The sequence below is a fragment of the Paenisporosarcina macmurdoensis genome (assembly GCF_042658845.1).
GTDB classification, from domain to species: Bacteria; Bacillota; Bacilli; order Bacillales_A; family Planococcaceae; genus Paenisporosarcina; species Paenisporosarcina macmurdoensis.
Genome location: NZ_JBHSRI010000002.1, coordinates 286,171 through 308,990, shown reverse-complemented (window position 1 = coordinate 308,990; position 22,820 = coordinate 286,171). Strand labels below are relative to the sequence as shown.

General features: G+C 37.3%; 26 protein-coding genes and 2 pseudogenes. 7 read left to right on the top strand and 21 right to left on the bottom strand.

All coding sequences use genetic code 11. The annotated features are described in order from the left end of the window. Positions 1-25: 25 nt before the first annotated feature. Both ACFPYN_RS01395 and ACFPYN_RS01390 read left to right on the top strand, forming a co-directional pair. A complete protein-coding gene (locus ACFPYN_RS01395; RefSeq protein WP_377732093.1) occupies positions 26-559 on the top strand; it encodes a YjcG family protein in 534 nt (177 codons plus the stop codon). Further along, positions 546-974, top strand: a complete 429-nt coding sequence (locus ACFPYN_RS01390) for a GNAT family N-acetyltransferase (RefSeq protein WP_377732092.1) — start codon at positions 546-548, stop codon at positions 972-974. Before ACFPYN_RS01395 ends, ACFPYN_RS01390 begins: the two co-directional genes overlap by 14 nt. Before the next feature lie 43 nt (positions 975-1,017). Here ACFPYN_RS01390 and ACFPYN_RS01385 read toward each other — a convergent pair whose 3' ends face one another. The 6 genes and pseudogenes from ACFPYN_RS01385 to ACFPYN_RS01360 all read right to left on the bottom strand — a co-directional run bounded on the left by ACFPYN_RS01385 (position 1,018) and on the right by ACFPYN_RS01360 (position 3,715). Beyond that, positions 1,018-1,278: a stage VI sporulation protein F gene (locus ACFPYN_RS01385; RefSeq protein WP_377732091.1), complete on the bottom strand. Its 261-nt coding sequence runs from the start codon at positions 1,276-1,278 to the stop codon at positions 1,018-1,020. 11 nt (positions 1,279-1,289) lie between these two features. After that, positions 1,290-1,361, bottom strand: a pseudogene (locus ACFPYN_RS01380) (YjcZ family sporulation protein); the annotation flags it as partial. 121 nt (positions 1,362-1,482) lie between these two features. Beyond that, on the bottom strand, positions 1,483-1,848 hold the full coding sequence (gene spoVAE, locus ACFPYN_RS01375; RefSeq protein WP_377732090.1) for a stage V sporulation protein AE: 366 nt from the start codon (positions 1,846-1,848) through the stop codon (positions 1,483-1,485). 9 nt (positions 1,849-1,857) lie between these two features. Then, a complete protein-coding gene (locus tag ACFPYN_RS01370) occupies positions 1,858-2,859 on the bottom strand; it encodes a stage V sporulation protein AD (protein WP_377732625.1) in 1,002 nt (333 codons plus the stop codon). Next, the gene (gene spoVAC / locus ACFPYN_RS01365) at positions 2,856-3,311 is read right to left on the bottom strand and encodes a stage V sporulation protein AC (RefSeq protein ID WP_377732089.1); all 456 of its coding nucleotides are present in this window, start codon (positions 3,309-3,311) and stop codon (positions 2,856-2,858) included. The genes ACFPYN_RS01370 and spoVAC overlap by 4 nt, the downstream gene beginning before the upstream one ends. Further along, complete coding sequence (locus ACFPYN_RS01360) at positions 3,311-3,715, bottom strand: hypothetical protein (protein ID WP_377732088.1); 405 nt, start codon at positions 3,713-3,715, stop codon at positions 3,311-3,313. The genes spoVAC and ACFPYN_RS01360 overlap by 1 nt, the downstream gene beginning before the upstream one ends. Before the next feature lie 132 nt (positions 3,716-3,847). Here ACFPYN_RS01360 and ACFPYN_RS01355 point away from each other — a divergent pair, with 132 nt between their 5' ends. After that, positions 3,848-4,375: a CotY/CotZ family spore coat protein gene (locus ACFPYN_RS01355; protein WP_377732087.1), complete on the top strand. Its 528-nt coding sequence runs from the start codon at positions 3,848-3,850 to the stop codon at positions 4,373-4,375. Positions 4,376-4,599: 224 nt separating this feature from the next. On the opposite strand, the gene ACFPYN_RS01350 is transcribed toward ACFPYN_RS01355, so the two are convergent. The 3 genes from ACFPYN_RS01350 to mgtE all read right to left on the bottom strand — a co-directional run bounded on the left by ACFPYN_RS01350 (position 4,600) and on the right by mgtE (position 7,588). After that, on the bottom strand, positions 4,600-4,821 hold the full coding sequence (locus tag ACFPYN_RS01350) for a hypothetical protein (protein ID WP_377732086.1): 222 nt from the start codon (positions 4,819-4,821) through the stop codon (positions 4,600-4,602). A gap of 177 nt (positions 4,822-4,998) precedes the next feature. Next, complete coding sequence (fabI, locus tag ACFPYN_RS01345; RefSeq protein ID WP_377732085.1) at positions 4,999-5,769, bottom strand: enoyl-ACP reductase FabI; 771 nt, start codon at positions 5,767-5,769, stop codon at positions 4,999-5,001. 445 nt (positions 5,770-6,214) lie between these two features. Beyond that, complete coding sequence (gene mgtE / locus ACFPYN_RS01340) at positions 6,215-7,588, bottom strand: magnesium transporter (RefSeq protein WP_377732084.1); 1,374 nt, start codon at positions 7,586-7,588, stop codon at positions 6,215-6,217. Positions 7,589-7,686: 98 nt separating this feature from the next. Between mgtE and prpE the strand changes: the two genes are divergently transcribed. Beyond that, positions 7,687-8,433 (top strand): bis(5'-nucleosyl)-tetraphosphatase PrpE, encoded by a 747-nt coding sequence (gene prpE, locus ACFPYN_RS01335; RefSeq protein ID WP_377732083.1) that lies wholly within the window; start codon positions 7,687-7,689, stop codon positions 8,431-8,433. On the opposite strand, the gene ACFPYN_RS01330 is transcribed toward prpE, so the two are convergent. Genes ACFPYN_RS01330 through ACFPYN_RS01315 form a run of 4 tightly spaced genes read right to left on the bottom strand, consistent with a single transcriptional unit; the run spans position 8,430 to position 11,191 of the window. Then, entirely contained in the window at positions 8,430-9,323 is an 894-nt protein-coding gene (locus tag ACFPYN_RS01330) for an RluA family pseudouridine synthase (RefSeq protein ID WP_377732082.1), read from the bottom strand. The genes prpE and ACFPYN_RS01330 overlap by 4 nt on opposite strands. After that, the gene (locus ACFPYN_RS01325; RefSeq protein WP_377732081.1) at positions 9,295-10,095 is read right to left on the bottom strand and encodes an NAD kinase; all 801 of its coding nucleotides are present in this window, start codon (positions 10,093-10,095) and stop codon (positions 9,295-9,297) included. The genes ACFPYN_RS01330 and ACFPYN_RS01325 overlap by 29 nt, the downstream gene beginning before the upstream one ends. After that, entirely contained in the window at positions 10,092-10,772 is a 681-nt protein-coding gene (locus tag ACFPYN_RS01320) for a GTP pyrophosphokinase (protein ID WP_377732080.1), read from the bottom strand. Before ACFPYN_RS01320 ends, ACFPYN_RS01325 begins: the two co-directional genes overlap by 4 nt. 32 nt (positions 10,773-10,804) lie before the next feature. Beyond that, positions 10,805-11,191 carry a UPF0738 family protein gene (locus ACFPYN_RS01315; protein ID WP_377732079.1) on the bottom strand — a complete coding sequence of 129 codons (387 nt, stop codon included), beginning with the start codon at positions 11,189-11,191 and terminating at the stop codon, positions 10,805-10,807. Positions 11,192-11,300: 109 nt separating this feature from the next. On the opposite strand from ACFPYN_RS01315, the gene ACFPYN_RS01310 reads away from it, so the two are divergent. From ACFPYN_RS01310 to ACFPYN_RS01300, 3 genes are all read left to right on the top strand, one after another. Further along, the gene (locus ACFPYN_RS01310) at positions 11,301-11,870 is read left to right on the top strand and encodes a CYTH domain-containing protein (RefSeq protein ID WP_377732078.1); all 570 of its coding nucleotides are present in this window, start codon (positions 11,301-11,303) and stop codon (positions 11,868-11,870) included. Positions 11,871-12,031: 161 nt separating this feature from the next. After that, positions 12,032-12,430, top strand: coding sequence for a globin domain-containing protein (locus ACFPYN_RS01305; RefSeq protein ID WP_377732077.1), 399 nt, complete (start codon positions 12,032-12,034; stop codon positions 12,428-12,430). Then, positions 12,427-13,233 carry a ClpXP adapter SpxH family protein gene (locus tag ACFPYN_RS01300; protein ID WP_377732076.1) on the top strand — a complete coding sequence of 269 codons (807 nt, stop codon included), beginning with the start codon at positions 12,427-12,429 and terminating at the stop codon, positions 13,231-13,233. Before ACFPYN_RS01305 ends, ACFPYN_RS01300 begins: the two co-directional genes overlap by 4 nt. 630 nt (positions 13,234-13,863) lie before the next feature. On the opposite strand, the gene pepF is transcribed toward ACFPYN_RS01300, so the two are convergent. The 8 genes and pseudogenes from pepF to ACFPYN_RS01260 form a co-directional block, all read right to left on the bottom strand. Continuing rightward, positions 13,864-15,681: an oligoendopeptidase F gene (pepF, locus tag ACFPYN_RS01295; protein ID WP_377732075.1), complete on the bottom strand. Its 1,818-nt coding sequence runs from the start codon at positions 15,679-15,681 to the stop codon at positions 13,864-13,866. Between the two features lie 55 nt (positions 15,682-15,736). Then, positions 15,737-16,900, bottom strand: coding sequence for a competence protein CoiA (locus ACFPYN_RS01290; protein ID WP_377732074.1), 1,164 nt, complete (start codon positions 16,898-16,900; stop codon positions 15,737-15,739). A gap of 111 nt (positions 16,901-17,011) precedes the next feature. Next, positions 17,012-17,261 (bottom strand): annotated as a pseudogene (locus tag ACFPYN_RS01285) (IS5/IS1182 family transposase); the annotation flags it as partial. 442 nt (positions 17,262-17,703) lie between these two features. Beyond that, positions 17,704-18,375: an adaptor protein MecA gene (gene mecA, locus ACFPYN_RS01280; RefSeq protein ID WP_377732073.1), complete on the bottom strand. Its 672-nt coding sequence runs from the start codon at positions 18,373-18,375 to the stop codon at positions 17,704-17,706. A gap of 261 nt (positions 18,376-18,636) precedes the next feature. Further along, positions 18,637-19,032 carry a transcriptional regulator SpxA gene (spxA, locus tag ACFPYN_RS01275; protein WP_162920212.1) on the bottom strand — a complete coding sequence of 132 codons (396 nt, stop codon included), beginning with the start codon at positions 19,030-19,032 and terminating at the stop codon, positions 18,637-18,639. Between the two features lie 406 nt (positions 19,033-19,438). After that, positions 19,439-20,644, bottom strand: coding sequence for a putative glycoside hydrolase (locus ACFPYN_RS01270; protein WP_377732072.1), 1,206 nt, complete (start codon positions 20,642-20,644; stop codon positions 19,439-19,441). A gap of 164 nt (positions 20,645-20,808) precedes the next feature. Next, positions 20,809-21,750: an ABC transporter ATP-binding protein gene (locus ACFPYN_RS01265; protein ID WP_377732071.1), complete on the bottom strand. Its 942-nt coding sequence runs from the start codon at positions 21,748-21,750 to the stop codon at positions 20,809-20,811. Further along, positions 21,750-22,805, bottom strand: a complete 1,056-nt coding sequence (locus tag ACFPYN_RS01260) for an ABC transporter ATP-binding protein (protein ID WP_377732070.1) — start codon at positions 22,803-22,805, stop codon at positions 21,750-21,752. Before ACFPYN_RS01260 ends, ACFPYN_RS01265 begins: the two co-directional genes overlap by 1 nt. Positions 22,806-22,820: the final 15 nt, after the last annotated feature.

Sequence of the window (22,820 nt, the reverse complement as noted above, 5' to 3'; positions counted from 1 at the left end):
CACAACTAAGAAGGAGGTTTTTAGGATGAAATATGGAGTCGTTGCATTCCCATCTAAAAAACTACAAGATTTAGCAAACTCGTACCGTAAACGTTATGACCCACATTATGCGCTCATTACTCCTCACATGACCCTTAAGGGTGTTTTTGAAGCAAATGACAACGAAATTGAAGAACTATCAAAAAAAATCAGAAAAGTAACGGATCAGCATAATCCGTTCAAATTGCAAACAACAAGTTTTAGTTCATTCGCTCCCGTAACAAATGCAATTTACTTCAAAGTAGTTCCAACGGATGATTTAGTTAAATTACATGAAGACTTGCACAAAGAAAGTTTAGGTAGTGAAACTGAATATGCGTTTGTCCCACATATTACAATTGCACAAAAAATGGCATCTGGAGAACATGACGACATTTACGCACAAGTAAGAATGATTGGTGTGGATCACGAAGAAATGATTGATCGCTTGCATTTGCTTTACCAACTTGAAGATGGCTCATGGACCGTTTATGAAACATTCCGTTTGAATGGAGCTGAAAACCAATTTGATTTCAGCTAAACGAGTGGAAAGTGAAAAAGAACGCGAAGATGCTTTTTATGTACGACAAAAAGTATTTGTGGAAGAACAAGATGTTCCTGTTCATTTGGAATTAGATGAATATGATGAGTCTGCCATCCACTTTGTCGCATATGACGACGAAATGCCAATCGGGGCTGGCCGCATTCGGGAACCAGAACCAGGCATCGCAAAAGTGGAACGCGTTTGCATATTACCACAATACCGTGGCCAACATTTAGGGAATTTAATGATGGATAAAATGGAATCATACGCAAAAGAAGCAGGTCTAACTTCGGTTAAACTAAACGCACAATCTTATGCTGTTACTTTCTATGAAAAACTTCATTATGAGATTACATCTCCTGAATTTTTGGATGCCGGCATTCCTCATCGTGCTATGCAAAAAAATATATAAGCTTTAGAAAAACACTTGTTCATAATTGAACAAGTGCTTTTTTTTATTCGTTTTTCTGATTCATCATAGAAGCTATCTCATTTAGATTTAGCTTATTTCCCTTTTCAACAACTGACTTCACTATTTGATCTTCTAATTCTTTTGAAATTGGTTTGTTTGCAATTTTTGATACTTTACGAACAATTTTTTTCACTTGTTTCTCATCAGAAAAATCAGCGTATTGGATCGCATTTGCTAAAGTGAAAACTTCATCCATAGACACACCCGTTTTTTGCTCGATTTTCTTAAAAAATGAATCGTGCATTTGTTTTCCTCCTATCTCATAAACCTACTACCTACAATGATTAATAGGATGAAGAGTATGACAATGAGAACAAATGATGACCCTTTTTACAGGTTCACGAGATGGACAATTACTGCAAAAATTATTACTTCCATACATACTACTTCCTCCCTTCCCATTCGACCTAGAATATGCAAATAGGATCAAAAGACAAGGGCACTTTACTCAGGACACTTTCCCTTTGGATTTAAAAATAATAGCACCTATCACTCCAAAAACTATGGCAGCACTGATACCTGAACTAGTTACTTCAAACATACCGGTTAATACACCTATAAAGCCATGCTTCTCAGCCTCTTGCAAAGCACCATGGGTAAGTGAATTCCCAAATGAAGTAATAGGAATGGTTGCACCAGCCCCCGCAAAGTCAATAAAGGGTTCATATAAACCAAATCCATCGAGAACTGAACCAATGACAACCAATAAACTTAATGTATGAGCAGGAGTCAATTTCGCCACATCAAAAAGAAGTTGTCCAACTACGCAAACGAGTCCACCAATAATAAATGCAATAATTACAGAAACGATCATATTTTCACCTCAATCCATCGACAGTTCAACAGCATGGGCTATACATGGTATGGTTTCACCCTGTTGAAATGATAATGGGGATAGTAAAGCACCTGTTGCTACGAGTAATATCTTCTTCCATTTTTTGTTCAAGACCTCTGCATATATAGGACCGAAAAATACGGATGCCGAACAACCTGCTCCGCTAGCCCCTGATAAAAACTTCTCATCATTACCGTAAAATTCAGCTCCAGCATCACGGTAATTATCAACTAAAAACGAAGAAACACCACTCGACTTAATTAATTCCTGAAGAATCGAAAATCCATTTTTGCCCAAATCACCTGTCATAACAAAATCGTAAGAAGTACCCTTATTTTGAGCTAGGTGTTTTTGGATTGTATCAAACGCTGCTGGCGCCATTGCGCTTCCCATATCAAGCGGGTCTGTACATTCACAATCAATTACTTGACCAATCGTGGCTGAATGAACATACGGTTTATTACTTTGATGATGGGAGAGGATACCGTAGCCACCTGCAGTGACTGTCCATTGACCCGTAGGTGGTTTTTGCGCTCCATATTCTATTGGATAGCGGAATTGTCTTTCTACAGCGTTATGCTGACTTGCAGCGCCAAATAATATGGTTTCCATAAGATTGGTTTCAAGGAAAAAACTTGCCGTTATGAGAGACGAAACGCTTGTTGCACAAGCAGAAAACATCCCCATAAATGGAGTCGCTAATTGGCGAGCAGCAAAATTAGTAGGTGTCATTTCATTGATTAAATCTCCACCAAGGAATAAATCGATATCCTTTAGCTGAAATCCGCCTTTCGTCACGGCCATATTACATGTATCTTCTATTAATTGAGAATGACCTTTTTCATTCGTCTCTTGTCCAATTCGCTCATCCTCATAAATAAAGTCAAAATGCGGATGAAACGGACTATCTTTTTCAAGTGGCCCTACCGAAACAGCGGTTGAGACAATACTCGGCTTAGAGGCGAATTGGTACGTACCTGTTTTTTTCACCAAGAGATTACCCCCATTTTGACAAGTATCGTTTTAATTAGAGCTACGACAAATGCAGAGAATACTCCGTATACAATAACCGGTCCTGCGAGTTTAAACATGTTAACCCCGACACCGAGAATAAATCCTTCTGATTTATGTTCAATGGCTGCTGAGATGACTGCATTACCAAAACCACTAACTGGTACTGCAGACCCTGCTCCACCGAACTGACCAATTTTTTTATAGATACCAAAACCCGTTAGTACCATTGAAAGAAAGACGATTGTTGCTACTGAAGGATTACTGGCTGTTCGTTCTGTGAAATTGAAAAAATACATGTATAGAAAAGAGATGACTTGACCAATCGCGCATATAATTCCACCTGTCAGAAATGCCTTCATACAGTTCTTAATGACTGGACGTTTTGGTGCCATTTGATCTACCGTTTGTTGGTATGATTTAGCGTCCATTACGTTTCCTCCTTTGCTAGTGCTTGAAGATCGGCTAAATCTTTTTTCAAATCATCCATTGTTGGTTGTTCATTAATGATTTTCTTTAATTCCCACGTAATTTTTAAATCACTCGAAACAAAGACATCATGATCTGGAAATAGTGATTTTACTTCTTTTTCGATTGATTTTTCGATTTTTTCCTTTTTGAATTTAGACATCGGTTGTACTTGGAGTGAAACGACCAGTTGATGATCAAAAAACACCCCAGCTGCTTCACTTAAATTTCGATTATCTGTAAAAACTTTTTGCAATGTCTCAATTTCTTGCTGATCATCATCGACGTGATAAGTCGAAACTTTTGGTGCTTCTGAACAACCTGCTACTACTACTAAGATAAAGCTCATCAACCATAATTTTTTCATCATATTCTCACCTTTTATCCTAGTATGGTGTTTTAGTAAAAGTTTATGTATAGATTGGTTTACGCGCCCTGTTGTTCGAACACAATCGACATACAGTATAAAGACTTTGAAAGATAGCGAGGTGAAAACAAAATGGGATGTGGACGTAACTTGGAATCATCAACTTCATCAGTTCTAGGCATTAAGAAAGATCATTGTATCTGTGACGTAGTCCGTGCAATTAAAGACATTCAGGATGCAGTAGTGGACAACGATTGTCCAGTGTGTCCAACGAATTGCTTCTTAGAGCCACTAGGTGGATTAGTAAGTCCATCACGTCATCAAGCTGATACTCGCGTATTCATGTTATTGACAAAAGATGGCACGCCGTTCAAAGCATTTTTCCGTGACAATGATCGTCATGACTGTGACTGCTTCTCCGTATTCTTCCGTGTAGAAGACGTATTCGATGGTTGCTGTGCAACTCTTCGTGTATTAGAGCCACTAGATCATCATCATAAAGAGGTTGATCTATTAAGTGACTGTGGTACTAAATTGAATTTGAAAGCAATCTGTAAAGTTCGTGATTATCGACTTTCTAGCAGCTGTATTACCGTTGACTTGAATTGCTTCTGTGGCATTGAATGTGTGGCAGACGTATTTCTAGATGTTTGTGAATAAAAAATAAACACTTTAAGAGTGCAGTGTCTAATAAGCCCGACTTCCTTTAAATAGGAAGTCGGGCTTGATTTTTGACTCTATGTAGTTTGTGTCGAATGAATGATAATATGAGTAGAATATAATAAAAATTTATACGAAATAGAAATAAGAGGATAGTTGCTTCTATTTTTTTTCATACAAAAAGACATCCATAGTGGTTAATGGATGTCTTTCCTTATAATCAATTAAATTCGAGTTGGCAGAATTTTACCTCTCCACCATATTTCTTTAATCTCATGAACTTCAAATGCTGTAATTTCACCATCTGCCAATTTAATTTGAACACTATCTGGATGTAAAGCCTCCACAACACCATATACTTTTTCTCCATCTTGGAGGTGAAAACATAATGGCTTATAAACATGTTTTGCAAAATCTGTCTGTAAAAAACGCAATCGATTCCACATTAAAGGATCCTTTTCGACTGCTTTTAAAACGGGCTCGGGGAAGATCGAAGTACTTTCTTCTTGCCAATGTCTAACCTTAGGTATATGCCGATATACCGGAGGTCCTTGGACAAAAAGGAGCGGATCATTTTCCACTGAAACATACACACCCTTTTTGAGATAGTTTATGCTATCTGTTTACAGAATGTGAAAGCCGCTGTCGCAATGAATCGTTTCGCCAGTAATCCCACGAGATAACTGACTAAATAAGAATAGTGCTGTATCGCCAACTTCTTCAGGAGTAGTATTACGACGAAGTGGAGCACGCTCTTCTATTTCTTTCAGAACACTATTAAAGTCACTAACACCTTTAGAAGACAACGTGCGAATTGGCCCTGCTGAAATCGCATTTACACGAATATTATGTTTTCCTAAGTCTGCTGCTAGGTAGCGAACTGACATTTCTAATGAAGCTTTAGCTACACCCATAATATTATAGTTCGGCACGACTTTTTCTCCGCCTAAATACGTTAATGTGACAATACTGCCACCTTCAGTCATTAATGGCTTCGCAGCTTTTGCTACAACTGTTAACGAGAACGCACTAATATTATGCGCTAATAAAAATCCTTCACGAGACGTATCTGAGAAATTCCCTGCTAATTCTTCTGTTTTCGCAAAAGCGATACAGTGAGCTAAGCCATCAATTTTACCGACTTCTTGCCCGATTGTTGAAAAACATTTCTCAACATCTTCATCATTCGTAACGTCACACGGAAGAACTAATTCATGTTTTCCTTCTAATGTTGCCACTAAATCACGAACAGACTTTTCAAAGCGTTCTCCAGCATACGTGAAAATAATATTTGCACCAGCTTTATCTAAAGATTGTGCAATCCCCCAAGCAATACTGCGTTTGTTTGCTACACCCATGATGACGTATGTTTTTCCTTGTAATGACAAAGACATGAAAAAATCCCCCTTGTTAATTCTTATTATTATTACCTGGTACTAATAATACATCACAAAAAACATTAGTGCAAAAAAATCTTTAAGAATAGTAGTCTATGAGCGAATTCGGTTACTCTATGAGCGGATTTGTGTCGACTATCAGCGGTTCTGGCGTCTATCAGCGAATCTGACTCATTTGGTCATGCCTATGAGCGGTTTCGGCTCCTCTATGAGCGGATTTGTGTCGACTATCAGCGGTTCTCTGTCGTATATCAGCGGAACTGACTATTCTATGGGCGTTTCGTCAATTCACAGTGAAAAGTGCTCGGCACAGTTCGATAATCGTGGCAGAAAAAAAAGCACAAGGTAGTCGGATGCCTGCTTTTTTTAATAGTCCAATAACAAAAAGAAGCAACAGGTAATTACGACCTGTTGCTTCTTTTTGTATTATGAAATTACCTATTTATAACTGCGTGAGGAACATGCTTGCTAAACCTAAATATATTAAAATACTAATAATGTCATTGAGTGTAGTAATAAAAGGTCCAGATGCTACAGCTGGATCGATATTCATCCGGTGTATGAGAAGCGGTATGAAAGAACCTGACAAAGTTGCAACAAATATGGAACCAAAAATAGCGGTCCCGACTAAAAGCCCCAATAATAAATCATGTTGGATGAAAAATACAATTCCCACACTGAATACGGCACAAACGATACCTGTAATTAGACCAGTTCCCGCTTCACGCATCAATAATTTCATTTTGCTTTGTTCAGCGATATCACCAGTAGCGATACCACGAACGGCAACAGCAAGTGCTTGTGTTCCACTATTCCCAGCCATTCCTGCAATTAGAGGAATAAAAACGGCTAAAATCGCTACTTTATCAAGGGTTTCTTCAAATATCCCCATTAAGCTTGCTGTAAACATACCCAGAAACAGCAAAATAATTAACCACGGTAGTCTTTTTTTTGCGGCAGTTAAGGGTCCTTTATCAAACGTATCCATTTCAGACACGGCTGCTAATTTTGAGTAATCGTCATTGGCTTCTTCTTCTAGTACATCTAAAATATCATCGACTGTGATAATTCCGAGTAAATGATTTTGAAAATCGACTACTGGCACTGCTAAGAAATCATAGTCCTTAATCATTCTAGCAACTTCTTCTTGATCTTCACTAACGGATACACTAACTACCCGTTCATTTCGAATCGAACGAATTAACGTATCTTCTTCTGCGATAATTAAATCCCGCAATGATACAACCCCGGTTAATTGATGATCATCGTTTACAACAAACAGATAGTAAATAATTTCAGCTTCTGGTGCAGCATTACGTAATATTGTCATGGCTGATCGTACAGTTGAATTTTCCGGTATGGCGACATATTCTGTCGTCATAATTGAACCCGCTGTATACTCTTCATAGTGCAATAAGTCTTTAATCTCTTGAGCTGATTCATTGTCCATAATGGTTAAATAGCTAGCTACTTGATCTTTACCTAGCTCATTTAATACGTCTACTGCATCATCTGCATACATTTCGGATAACATATCAGCAGCGTAGATTGTTTCCATCTCTTTTAAGAATGGTGCATATTCGTCATCATCTAGCTCGATTGATTGGAAAATTTCAGCCATTTCTTTCGGAGAGAGATATTGATAGATAATTTGTCGACTATCAGGTCCCACCTTTTCAAAAAATTGTGCTTGATCATACGGATGAAGTGCTAAGAATTCCTCTCTAAATGCATCAACTTGGTGATCATTTAAAAATGTCAGCAATTGGTCATAATCAAGTTGGTGTTCTTCGTTAGTTTTACGCTCTTCTATCATATATGTCCCTCCTTCCTTACGTGTTTTTATTTCTCTATTCCTCATTGTATCGGTTACACTTATGGTATCACAATACTTTTTAATAAGAGGTGAATGAATTGGCATATGATATTATCGGTGATATTCATGGCTGTTACGAAGAATTGATTTTATTGATTAAAAAACTTGGCTATCACCAGCATAAAACGGGTGCATTCGTTCATCCAAAAGGACGTAAATTAGCATTTGTAGGGGACGCTACTGATAGAGGACCACAATCCCTTAAAGTTTTAACCTTATTATTTGCCATGGAAGACGCCAATCAGTTGCTTTATTCCCCGGGAAATCATTGTAATAAACTTTACCGTTTTTTAAAGGGACATAAAGTGCAAATTAGCCATGGATTAGAAACAACAGTCGAAGAATTCAAGCAGTTGTCTAAGGTCAAACGTGAACAATTTAGAAAACGATATATTAATTTTTATGAGGCACTGCCTTTATATCAACAACTTGACCATGACCAAATTATTATTGCTCATGCAGGAATTCGTGAAGATATGATAGGTAAACCTCTGCAAAAAAATATCATTGTTTTTGTCTTATATGGTGATATTACAGGCGAACGTCTTGCAGATGGAAGACCCCTTCGCAAAGACTGGGCTAAAGAGTATAAAGGATCTTCTTTAATAGTGTATGGTCACACGCCTACAAAAGAAGCACGCTTTAAAAACCATACCGTCAACATCGACACAGGCTGTGTATTTGGTGGCAAATTATCTGCTCTACGATATCCTGAGTTAGAAGTGTTGTCAGTACCGTCTCTGCAACCCTATGTGATAGAAAAATTTCATGAATTTGCTGATTAAATAAGCAGATTCCTCATATCTTCTGGTATTGGACTTGTAAAAGTCATCATTTCTCCAGTCAATGGATGTTTAATGTCCACTGATGAGCAATGAAGTGCTTGACGGGAGATTAACTCAACTTTCCCCCCATATAAATCGTCTCCAATGATTGGATGGCCAATATGTGCTAAATGGACGCGGATTTGATGAGTTCTACCCGTATGCAGTAAACACTTTACATGAGAAAAATCAGAATTGTGTCGAATGACGTCGACATCTGTATGAGCGAAAAGACCACCTTCTCGAACCTCTCGTTCAATAATACTGCTTCCTTTTCGACCAATTGGTGCTATTATTTCCTGAGAATAATGACTAACTTTGCCATGAACAATCGCTTCATATGTTTTATTCATCAAATGATTATGATTCATGATGTGATGAATGTGTCGATTTTTCACTAAACACACCAGTCCTGATGTATCCCTGTCGAGACGAGTCAATATGTGAACAGTCGAAGGAATGGACATTTGTTCATAATAAAAAGCTACATAGTTCGCCAGTGTTCCTGACGGATGTTCACGTGAAGGAATTGTGCTTTGCCCAGGCTGCTTATTAACGATAAACAATACATCATCTTCATAGACAATATCTAATGGCCCTTTTTGGCGAATTAACCCTTCACTCACTTCTTCTAAAGGAAAAAGAACGGTCACTACATCCCCTAACACAAGTGGATGTCTGACCGTTTTTTCTTGTCCATTGACAAGTAAGGTACCTCCATCAAATTTAATCGAGGTTAATGTACGTTTTGATATGCCCCACTCAGCTAAAGCTTCGCGAAGCAACGTTTCTTCTGTGGCTTTAAATGTAAGTTTAAATTGATTAGACATCGCTATCAATAAACGAATCATGCACGCGTTTCCAAAATGGGAATGGGCGGAACCTTGCGAATCGTACCTTTTCTTTTGCGACACGGTATTGTATGGATTTGACGTCTTTATGTAGCAATTGCAAATGATCAATCGTCACCATAAAGTCAAGAGCTTTAACTGGCTTTAAGACGCAGGTATGATGTGCTGGCAAAATAAGTGGCGCTCCTACTGTACGGAAAACACGGTTGTTAATAGAAGCCATTTCGGTTAATTGCATAGCTTCTAATGAAGGGTGAAGCACAGCTCCACCAAGTGCCTTATTGTAAGCCGTACTGCCTGAAGGCGTTGACATACAAAGCCCATCTCCACGGAAGCGTTCAAAATGACTATCATTAAGCTCTACATCCATCACTAATGTCACATCAGGTGATTTAACCGTACTTTCATTTAAAGCTAAGTAGACGCTCTGCTCATCGATATTGCGATAATTAATAGTTGCTTCAAGAAGCGGATATTGAATGACTTCAAATTCTTTTTTAGCAATCGAAATCACTAATTTTTCGATTTCAGCAGGTTTCCAATCCGCATAAAAACCTAAATGCCCCGTGTGGATTCCTACAAATGCTACTGTAGACAATTGCTCCCGATATCGATGGAAGGCATGCAGTAGAGTGCCATCTCCACCAATCGAAATGACGATATCAGGTGAGTCTTCATTCCACTCTAACCCAAAATCCGACAAATATGTTCTTGCTTGAGCCATGAGTTTGTTGGAGTATGCATCATTACGTGATTGGATGGCAAATTTCATGAATGCTTCGACCTACTTTCATTAGTATTGGTAGAGAAATTCACATTTCCACTCTCTTTATTTTCACTGAAATATTTTTGTGCTTCCTGAATTTCATCACGAATGAGTGACATTTCTTCATCTAAACGAAATGCCGCTTCAGCTGCACTTTGCAAACGATTCTTTATTTCTTCGGGAAATAGTCCCTTGTATTTATAGTTTAACGAATGCTCGATCGATGCCCAAAAATTCATAGCTAATGTACGAATTTGAATTTCTACTAATATGTGAATTTTGCCATGAAGGGTTTGAACAGGATATTCCACGATCATGTGATAAGATCGATAGCCACTTGGTTTTTCATGTGAGATATAATCACGCTCTTCGACGACTTTAATATCATGTCTATTACGTAATAACTCCACGACAGTTTCAATATCGTCCACAAATTGGCACATTATGCGTAACCCTGCAATATCTTGCAGTTCGTGTACCAAACGTGTTGAAGGTTCAAATGCGATTCCTTTTTCAAGTGTTTTATCATATATACTTGCAATCGGTTTCACTCGACCAGTAACAAACTCAATCGGTGAGTTAGTGTTTTCTATTTCATATTGGGCTCTCATGCCCTTAAATTTAATTTTCAATTCATCTACAGCTTGTCTATAAGGCTCTAAAAATCGTTCCCATTGTCCCATGACGAGTCCCCCTTGCCCCTATTACCGTGATTTTATGATAGTGACAGTTGATCTTTAAACGCTTCTTCAACTGCGGTAGAAAACTCTTCGCCGTAATTATGATTACCTTCAATGTTAAAGATAAGCATGCTTAATTCTTCTCGAAAATTGTCGAGTGGGATTTCAGTCTGTCCCCAAGTCAAAACTGGTTCTTTATCTGCTTCTAGTGATGCAGCAAGTAACGGCCATACAGTCTTAGGAAACTGTACGTATGTATACCCATCCGCAACATCCATTAAATAAACAAAAGCATTTTTATCTGTATCAGTAATTAACTGACCACCTGCTTTTACTTCGAGTTCGTTAGGGTCTTCTTGTAATAAAAAGCGAATGTCTGAACCATTTTGAACACCGCTATCTACAATATAAGTTTTACGCAATGGACGCTCTTCCTTTCAATCTTTACTTACCTCATATTTTATCACAGCTGCTCGTTTGTTGCAGTTTGCAATTTTTTTAGGATAATATGAAGTAAGGCGGTGATCCTTAATGAGCATTCAAAAAGAAATAGAATTTAAAAACCTATTAGAAAAAGAAGAGTTTGATCGACTATGCAGTGCCTTTAGCATTTCACCACAAGACTTTCAGGCTCAGACTAACACCTATTTTGATACAGCAAATCATCAGTTACGAGATTCTTTAATGGGCTTCCGATTAAGAGTAGTTGGAGAACGCAATGAATTAACGTTAAAAGCACCTACTGACAATGTCCATACTATGATGGAAACCACGCACTTGATTTCAGCAATTGAACGCGACAAAATTTTGCGAAATCATTCAATAAACCCCCGAATTTATTGTGAATTTCAACAGTTGCCAGAGCTATTGTTGGCATTCGGTTCACTTCGTACAGAGCGTGCAGAATTATCCTTTCAAGGTGGATTACTTGTCTTCGATCGTTCGGAATATTTAGGTATTACCGATTACGAGGTTGAGTACGAAGTATCCGATGTAGGAAGCGGTCAACAAAGCTTCGATGACTTGCTCAAACTTCACCAAATACCTAAGCGTCAAACCCTAAAAAAAATTGCACGTTTCATGAAAGCGGCAAGGAGTTAATACGATATAATTAGTGACTTCCATGGAGCCCTTTAAAAGCGTTTGAAAGGCAATTTGTTTAATTAGTACGATATGGAACTTTTTCCAAAATCGATTTGTTTGAGAAAAATACGTGAGGTTGATAGAATGGGATTACAGCGAAAGCAAAGGAGTTCAAAAAAATGAACCGAAAACCTATAATTCCTTATGAGGAAATTGGTCCAGATGTATTGTCGCGACTTGTTGATGCGTTTTACGAAAAAGTAGCGGCACATCCAAAGCTTAAGCCTATATTCCCAGATGACTTAACGGAAACTGCTCGTAAACAAAAACAATTTTTGACGCAATATTTAGGCGGGCCAAATATATATTCACAGGAACACGGACACCCAATGTTACGAGCAAGACACATTCCCTTCCCGATAACACCAGAAAGAGCCCAAGCTTGGCTTGAATGTATGGCTATAGCAATGGATGAAGTTGGACTAGAGGGTAAAATTCGAGATGATTTCTATCATCGCCTTGTACTAACGGCTCATCATATGACGAACCGGTCAGACCAAGAGGAGGAAATCGTGTGACTAACTTGCAGATTCCGCCCGAAGCGATTGTTTCTACGAGTTCAACAAAGCCAATTGAGCTTTACGTTTTTATAGATCCAGTTTGCTCCTTAAGCTTTGATTTACAGCCGATTTTACGAAAATTACAAGTAGAATATGAACACTATTTCACATTACGAATTGTTCTTAGCACAAGACTCTCTACTCTCAATTCATTGTGTAAAAATGATTCGATAAATGATGACGATTTTACACATCCCGCTCTTCCTTCTGTTGCTATTAAAGCAGCCGAGCTTCAAGGAAAACGAGCTGGAATGCGTTATCTTCAGAAATTACAAGAACAATTATTCCTGGATACGAAGAATGTAGCCACTTATTCTAGTTTACTGTCAATTGCTGAACACGCAAACTTGGATATAGAAGAATTCAAGTCGGATATTCAGTCTAAGGAAGCAACACGAGCTTTTCAATGTGACCTCTATATCAGTAATGAAATGGATGTCACAGAATCACCGAGTATGGTGTTCTTTAATGAACGGATTGAAGATGAAGGACTAAAAGTTTGTGGTGTTTATTCTTACGAAGTGTATGAGAAGATTTTAGCAGAGATGTTAGATATTGAGCTAAACCGACAAGAACCACCAACACTAGATGAACTATTTTTACGCTATCATACCTTATCAACTAAAGAAGTCGCTTCGATATACGGCGTTACAAACTATGCAGCAGAACGTGAATTAAAGAAACGCACATTGTTGCAACAATTGGAACGAATTCCGTTGGGTGATACTAATCAATGGAGACTAAAAACGTATACTAAATAAAAAGCGAGCTGGCGATTGGAAATAGACATAGCTATTCAATGTTCGAAGGTGTCGCGCTAAAATAAAGAACCGCCTACTCCATTTCTGGAGAGGCGGTTCTTTTTTATTTCACAAAGGGGATGGGAGAAATGTTCACGTTCAAACAAAGGGGTGTGTGTTTGTATGTGATTTATTTCACATTTTAACGATATCATGACATAACGAATAAATCAATCTTTCACAATCTTTTTCACAAAATCGTCATAGAGTAAGCGCTTCCAGTCATGATATATTCATTTTTACTTACTACCATAATGTTATATCTAAATAATTAAAAAGGGTCTGTCTAGTAAATCCTTAATATAAAATAAGTAGAGAAAAATAAGTCCTTCTTCTCAACTTATTTTTGAATATTGTCACCAGTTAATATTATCTGTTTTGCACATGATAATATTTTTTTGATTGGAGTGAAAGGCGGCGACTCCAGCGGAAATAGCATGAGCGGAAGACCCCGCAGGCGAGCTTGCTCGACGAGGAGGCTGAGGCCATGCCCGCGGAAAGCGTCCGCCTGTAACGGAAATCAATCTCTCTAAATAAAAAAAGGAACTGCCCATAGTCATATTTCATGACATTAGGACAGCCCCCTCCATTTTATTTAAGTAGTAATTTCTCTAATTCATTAAGCTTCTGTTCAAAGACTTTACATGCTTCTTCGATAGGTGATGCAGAAGTCATATCTACACCAGCTTTTTTGAGCACTTCAATCGGAGTATCCGAACAACCTGCTTTTAAGAATTTATTAATATACCGTTCAACTGCAGGTTGGCCTTCTGACAAAATTTGATTGCTTAACGCTACCGCAGCACTATAGCCAGTTGCATATTGGTAGACATAATAATTATAGTAAAAATGCGGAATTCGTGCCCACTCAAGACCAATTTCCTCGTCTACTACTAAATCATCACCAAAATATTTTTTATTCAATTCATAATAAACTTCAGTTAATTTGTCTGCAGTTAATGCATCCCCATCTTGATCCATTTTGTGAATTAAATGCTCAAATTCAGCAAACATCGTTTGACGGAAAACAGTCCCACGGAATCCTTCTAACCAATAGTTTAATAAATAAATACGTTTTTGATCGTCTTCAATTGTATTAAGCATATGTTCATTTAACAGAGCCTCATTACAAGTTGAAGCAACTTCCGCCACGAAAATCGAATAATTACCATATACAAATGGTTGGCTCGCACGTGAATAATAGCTGTGTAAACTATGACCGAACTCATGAGCTAATGTAAATAAATTATTGACATTAGCTTGCCAGTTCATCAATATATAAGGGTTTGTCCCGTATGAACCAGAAGAATATGCACCAGAGCGCTTGCCTTTATTTTCAACCACGTCTACCCATCGATTTTCAAGACCTTTAGTGGCAATTGATACATACTCTTCACCAAGAGGAGCAAAGCTTTTCAGCATAATACCTTTAGCTTCTTCATAAGGAATTTCCATTTTCGCTTCTTTTACAAGCGGTGTGTAAAGATCCCACATATGCAACTCATCTAGTCCTAAAACTTTCTTACGAAGAGATACGTAACGATGCAACAAGTGCAAGTTTTTGTTCACTGTGTCGACCAGGTTATCATACACTTGCTCAGGAATTTGATTTTCTGAAGTAGCTGCATGACGAGCAGAAGAATAGTTACGTACACGTGCGTTCACGTTATCCCGTTTTACATTTCCAGCAAGAGTTGAGGCAAATGTATTGCGGAACTTCCCGTAAGTGCCGTACATTGCACGGAATGCATCTTCACGGACTCTACGGTCTTCACTTTCTAAAAAGCGTGTATAACGGCCGTGTGTTAATTCCAGTTCGTCCCCATTCTCATCTTTAATTGTCGGGAATTCTAAATCCGCATTATTTAACATACTGAATGTTTCAGAAGAAGCGTTCGTCACTTCAGAAACTTGAGCCAACAATGCTTCTTGCTCAGCAGGTAAAACATGTGGACGCATTTCATTAATTTCCTTAAGTACTTGTTTATATAAACTTAATCCTTCATGTTCAGTTATATAACTCAAAACTTTGGCTTCATCTAACGCTAAAATTTCAGGGGTCATAAATGATAAACCTGTTGATACTTTCACGAGTAACGTCTTAATACGGCTATCCATAGCTTGATAATGACTATTTGTTGTGTCTTGATCATAGCGCATGTGAGAGTAGGTATATAAACGATAAATGCGTTCTGATACTTCATCCTTATAAGCTAAAGCGTCATATAACGCTTGTGCACCATTTTCAAAAGTTCCTTTGAATGCATCTGCTTTGCCTGCTAGTTCACTGACTTCTTTATATTCACTTTCCCAGGCATCGTCACTTGAAAAGATATCTTCAAGCTTCCATGTTAATTCGGTTGGGACTTCACTACGTGTCAAAATTTTGTTTTTTGTTTCTGTCGTCATTTATTTTCCCCCTCGGATCGATTTAATTGAAAAATCGAATAACTACTATATTTTCTCAATTCTCACAACGATTTGCAACTATTACTTCCTCAAAGAGTTCAAGTAATTTTGATTCACTGACTACAATGGAATTAATAGGATTAACTGAATTATAATCTAGCATGTGAAGGAAATGACAATAACATTTAATTACAGCTTTAGCTTTCACTAAGTCAGTAAATTTACATTGCATTAAAATAAATGATTCTATCCATGTCTCAGTGATATCGTTAACTTGAATATGAAGTTTTCTAAGTGCACTAATAAGCGCTAATTGCCATTCAACCAGATGGGCTTGTATCACTTGAGAATCTTGTATTGGAAACCCAATATGCAAAGGTAAATCTTCCGGGCGTATTTTGTTTTCATAACAGAGTTTTAATAAACGATCCTTCACACCAAAAGGGCTTGAATGAATACGGTTCTGCAAATATTTTAAACGTTTATATTGAAATAGATTCCAGTAATCTTCCCTTTCTTCTTTAGTAAGTATTTTTATTTGAGCGAATGGAAATGTTTGCTGTTCAATTGACAGAGCTCTAATTTTCGCTAAAAAAGACGTTCCACTTATATGAATCAATTGACTAATATAAATAAATTTTGCTGTCGTTGGGTCATATGTGATGATGGTATTACCTGAAGAAGGCAAATTTTTCATGAAAGCTTGAATGAACTTAGACAATTTTATTACTGAAATACCTGGGGCGTTCATAGGAATGGTTGGCGGCGTTCGCAGCAACCAAATAGAAGGTATTTTTATTCGTAAGTATCCTACATTTCTTTTTTCGATATCGTCAATCGGGATTACACTGCATTGAAATTCAATCGCGAACGTATTTCTTTTATTTCGAACTAACAAATCTGGCCGTTGAGAAATTTTAGGTAAATACGCTTCGACTGATACTTTACATCCTACACGTGTAAAAAATTCAGCAAGATGTTGTTTACCAATTAAATGTGTGGGGGTTTCTCGTTCTGAAAAGGAAGTAAGGCATTGGGTTAATACAATATGAGCGAAATGGGGTGTCACGACTTTGCCAATTTTCAAGCGAAGTGGGGCTTCGCATTGAGGGCATGTAAACTTGCTCGTGTTTCTCAAAAGTAATAACTGGTCTTTTGTCGTATTTCTTGTGATGGTGAACATTTTATCGTTATTCATACATGCAGTTAATATATACATTCCTCCTTTTCTATTATATTACGAATTTTCTGATATAAAGGCAAGCCCGAAAAGCATAAAGCTCCTACTAGCTTGATAAGATTGTGTAACAAATCACTAATTGGTAGATGTTGTTTTGGGTGGGAATTTTTCTTTCATCAATTCATAGATTTGATAGACCGATTTTCGAACGTTTCTCGATTTCACCATTAAAAACTCTTTCGATGATTTTGGGTTATAACGTTCTCTTGTATGTGTTGCGTCCACGATAATGGACGTACTTTTGATGAGTTATTTTTCCAGTGCAATTTCAACTGTCTTTTGAATGAGCATCAAATAAGCTCACGTCTTGAAGACACAACTTGCGAAATTTTGTTAAGTTATATCGTAAATTGCCATAAATGGACTAAGGTTTATAAATTCTTGATTGGAAAAGATCGTGACACTACCTAAATTAATTACTTAAATTATTAAAGCTATTTGCTGAAAATTAGTCATTTTATAATTTATCAGGTGATTGTAGTGAAAGGCGGCGAGAAAACATGTGCTCCTGCGGTTACTCGTCGCAAAGATATTGGACGAATGACAATTCGTCCAATATCTTTCCAGCGGGAATAGCATGAGCTGAAGACCCCACAGGCGAGCTTGCTCGTCGAGGAGGCTGTGGCCATGCCCGCGGAAAGCGTCCGCCTGTAACGAAAATCACTAAATCTTATTAACAGGGCAATTAAAAAGAAAAGCCACCCAAACTCGATAAATCAAGTTTGGGTGGCTTTGATAAACTAAGTGTACTTTTTCAGTAACCTCCCCGTTAAGGGAGATTTTTAACTGAAGTATTTAAGTACTTGCTCAAATACTTCATCGGCCATTATTTCGTTACCGTATTCTTTCATCCGGTGTATCGTTACGCTTGATCCAGATACATACTCAGTAAGAATGCTGACCATATTTTTTATTTCTTCTTCGTTCATCAATTCAGCGTCAACATTGACATAGAGGTAATAACGTTCTTTATAAGCGAATAAAGAAGTTGATACATATGAAGGCAATTCAAGACGCTTAGCTAATGGAATAAGATCTTCGAAGTCTTTCACGAAGAACGTGAATTCGTTTTGTGATTCATTTACATCAGTAAATAGACCACTATATTCATCATACGATTGTTGTTCTTCTGATGAACTTTCTGACATATTAGAAAAGTATTGACCCTTATCGTCCACTTCAAATGGGGAGTCTACTTTCTTTCCATCACGATTTACTTGTGCTCGAGTTACTGTCACTTCAAGTCCTTTATCCATTGCATGAACTTGAATCCATAGTGGACCTTCAACTTCAAAGTCCGATTCGTCGTTAATTTCATCCATCATTTCCCAAAAGAGTTCTTCACTTTTATCTCGATTAAACCAAATTTCATCTCGGCTGAAGCCTCTTTTTTCAATGTCGATGTATGAAATGTAGAATTTTACTGTGTTTTCATTAATTCGTTCGATATCCATTTTACACATCTCCCTTCGATCGCTTTAAAGGGATTCCCCTTTTTACAAGCAACACTTCAAGCCGCTTACCGATACAGTGTCTGTTTCTATTGTATGACGGTCCAGAGGAAAATGAAAAGGATATGCATCTACTCTGGAAAAAATACAATTTATTAGAATTGTAGTAGAGAGCGCAAATTTTATCAAGCTTAAAAATGCAAAATGACTGACTATCCTTCTCACGTAAAGAAGAAGAATCAATCAGCCATTTTTAATTCGAATTTAATTAACCATACGTTGAGCTTCAAGCAATTGATAAGCTCGAACTTTTCGAGGTAAAAAACGACGAATTTCATCTTCGTTGTATCCTACTTGTAAGCGTTTCTCATCTAAGATAATAGGACGACGTAGTAGTCCTGGATGTTCTTGAATTAATTCATATAAACGTTGTAAAGGTAAACTTTCAACATCCACATTTAATTTTTGGAAAATTTTTGATCGAGTTGAGATAATCTCATCTGTCCCATCTTCCGTCATACGTAAAATTTCTTTAATTTCGCTAATACTTAGCGGTTCCGAAAAGATGTTACGCTCAGTATATGGAATGTCATGCTCTTCTAACCATGCTTTCGCTTTTCTACATGATGTACAGCTAGGAGAAGTAAACAATGTTACCATCATAGGAACACTTCCTTTCAAATGTGTAAACAGATATATTGTAACGATTTCTTATTTATAATAACTATTATATAGGTTGATATTTTTTATTATACAACAATTTTCAAGAATTTAATATAAGATATGAAGAAAAAGTCAAGTTTTTTAAAAACCGTCACATTTCAGCAATATATATAGATAAAACCTATGTTTATTAACTTTATTTGGTTCTCATACAAATATACCCGCTTAGTAAACATTTTAAACACACATTTTCACTAGTTTAGCTAATTCTCAATTAGCCAATGAAAATGACAATATTAATTCTCCTTTTCTTCCTCTACATATAATAATACGTATAAAATTGAAAAAAGGTTTCACTTTTTATAAAAAAAGTTCTCTTCCTATTAGAAAGAGAACTTTTTTCTTATGGCGTGTAATCAACACCAGGTGAATATCGATTTCCAGCATTCCATAATAAGTATTCTTTTATTCCTGCTTCGTTTAAAGCTAGAATTTGTGCCTGCACTTCTGCAGCCCCATATTCTTGGTAGTTACCACTTCCTAAGTAAGATGCCGTGAAATCTTGTAACCATGGTCTTGAGATTGGTGGATTTTCAAGTTTTGCTAAAGTCGCATTTTCAGCTTTCGCATATTCTTGAACAAGTTTATATGGCTCTAAATCGGGTTTCGCAATCCCGAAATAAGATGTCCAATGACTAGGATAGATCATTGAAGAAATGACATCAACATTTTCTGAAATTTTTCCGAAGTTTTGCCCAATACCAGGAGCTTCTGTTAATGTAGCCGCATATCCAAATATATCAACAGAGACTTTCACGTCATAAGGTTTTAACTTTTCACGAGCATATTCAACAAAATCGGTAACAGCTTGTACGCGTTTTTGTACAGAATCCATCCCAGACGACTCATATTCGCCCATACCATATTTCAACGTATCAGCTCGATTTTCAAATCCTTCAGGAAAGCGTACATAATCAAATTGAATCTCCTGGAAGCCCATCTTAGCTGCTTCTATGGCTACTTCAACATTGTAATCCCAAACTTCTTTCATAAATGGATTTACAAAGGATTCTTCACGTCCATTTTTCCATACCTCAGACCCCTCTACAAATGACAACTCAGGTTTTGCATTGGCAAGTGCTGAGTCCTTAAAGACAACCACACGAGCAATTGGATATATTTCATTTTTTTCTAGAACTTCTAACATCTCCCGCGGGTTTTTCATATAAGGATTTCCGATATCTAAAGGTTTCAGAGGAGAATCATCCGCTGGCATATATGTAAGATCACCAAAATCATCTTTTATGTCTATGACCATGGCGTTTAAATCCGTTGTCGATAGGAGTTTAAGCAAATCATTAAATCGTGCACCACCTGCTGAATGACCTGTCACGTAAACCCCTCGAATGGCATCAGGATATGTAAACGTCAATCCTGAATCAAACCGGAATAATGTTGAAGCCGCTATCAATTTTTCATCAACTGCTGTAAATCCATATGTACGTTCTGTGAAATCATCAGAATTCTTCTCTTCTGCAAAAACCGATGTTGCAGGGACAATTAACGCTGCCACTAGAGCACTGGTGCTCATCCATTTCTTAAATGTCATAATTTCATTTTCATCCTTTCTATTCTCTTCCATTTTAACAAGTAAACACTTACATTTAAAGCGAAATTTGGCATAATTACAAGAAAAAGAGCCATTCTTGTAATAAGAATGACTCTTTTTCTAATTTTGTTAGTATTCACATTAAATTTTTAGACATTGGTGACTTAAATACGAGTAGCTGATGTTAATTTTAACGACTCAAATTCTCTTTCTGAACAGAATACAAAATGTCCAGGTGTAACTTCACGCATGGCAATTTCTTCACCATCTTGATAGTTATGAGAGACTGGATCATACGACTTACGAACGCGCGTGCGCTCATAGTTTGGATCTGGCAATGGAATTGCCGATAATAATGATTGAGTATATGGATGTAAGGGATTGTTGTACAACTCTTCAGCTGGCGCAAGTTCAACCAGTTTCCCAAAATACATAACTCCAATACGGTCTGAAATGTATTTAACCATCGACAAATCATGCGCAATAAACAAGTATGTCAATCCTTTTTCTTCTTGTAGTTCTCTTAATAAGTTAACAACTTGCGCTTGGATTGAAACGTCAAGCGCAGAAATTGGTTCATCCGCAATGATGAACTCAGGATCTACAGCAAGAGCACGAGCAATACCAAGACGTTGTCGTTGTCCACCTGAGAATTCATGTGGGTAACGGTTCGCATGTTCTTTATTTAATCCAACAGTTTCTAATAGCTCATTCACACGGTCTTTACGTTCTTTAGCTGACTTAGTTAAACCATGAATGTCTAAACCTTCTGCAATAATATCCATTACTTTCATACGAGGGTTAAGAGACGCGTATGGATCTTGGAAAATCATCTGCATTTTACGGTTAAATATTTTTAAATCAGACTTTGATTTTTTACCATGAACATTTACACCATTAAATTTCACTTCGCCGGCTGTTGCATTATAAAGACGGATAATAGAACGACCAGTTGTTGATTTACCACAACCCGACTCTCCTACTAAACCAAGAGTTTCACCTTTGTAAATATCGAAACTAATGTCATCAACTGCACGTACTTCATTTGCTTTACCTTGGTTGAAATATTGTTTTAAATTTTTAATTTCAAGTAATTTTTCAGCCACTAGTACGTACCTCCTTCATAGTAACGACTTCCAGGAAACTTTTTCATACGTTCAATAATCGAAAGTGGTGGTTCCACTTTTGGTGCATCAGGATGTAGTAACCAAGTTGATGCAAAATGTGTATCACTTACTTGGAAGATAGGTGGTGCTTGTTCTAAATCGATTGCTAGTGCATATTCACTGCGAAGTGCAAATGCATCCCCTTTTGGAGGATCTAACAAGTCTGGAGGCGTACCTGGAATCGCATATAATTTAGCTTCAGCCGTATCAAGTGATGGCATTGAGCTAAGTAGTCCCCACGTATATGGATGTTGTGGGTTGTAGAAAATTTCATCTACAGTACCCATTTCAACAATACGACCACCGTACATAACAGCAACACGGTCTGCCACGTTAGCAACAACCCCTAGGTCATGCGTTATAAAGATAATAGAAGTATCAATTTTCTTTTGCAAGTCTTTCATCAGTTCTAAAATTTGAGCTTGTATGGTTACATCTAGAGCAGTTGTTGGCTCATCTGCAATCAAAATTTGTGGATTACAAGCTAAAGCAATCGCAATAACGATACGCTGACGTTGACCACCAGAGAATTGATGTGGATATTGCTTAATACGTAATTCCGGTTTAGGCATCCCAACCATACGTAGTAAATCAACAGCGATTTTTTTCGCTTCTGTTCTGCCTACTTTTTGGTGTTTTAACAATGGCTCCGTTATTTGACGACCAATTGTCATAGTCGGGTTTAGAGAAGTCATAGGATCCTGGAAAATCATAGAAATGTCTTTCCCACGAATTTTTTGCATTTCTCTATCAGAAAGCTTCGTTAAATCTTTTCCGTTGAATAAGATTTCTCCGCTTTTAAATTCAGCACTAGATTCTGGTAAAAGACGCATAATTGCTTTCGTTGTAACTGATTTCCCTGAACCAGATTCACCAACAATCGCTAACGTTTCCCCTTTAAGCAAATCGAAGTTAACACCACGGATGGCTTGCACTTCACCTGCAAAAGTATGAAAGGAAAGCTGAAGGTCTTTTACTTCTAAGATTTTTTCCATAGTCGCTTTCCTCCT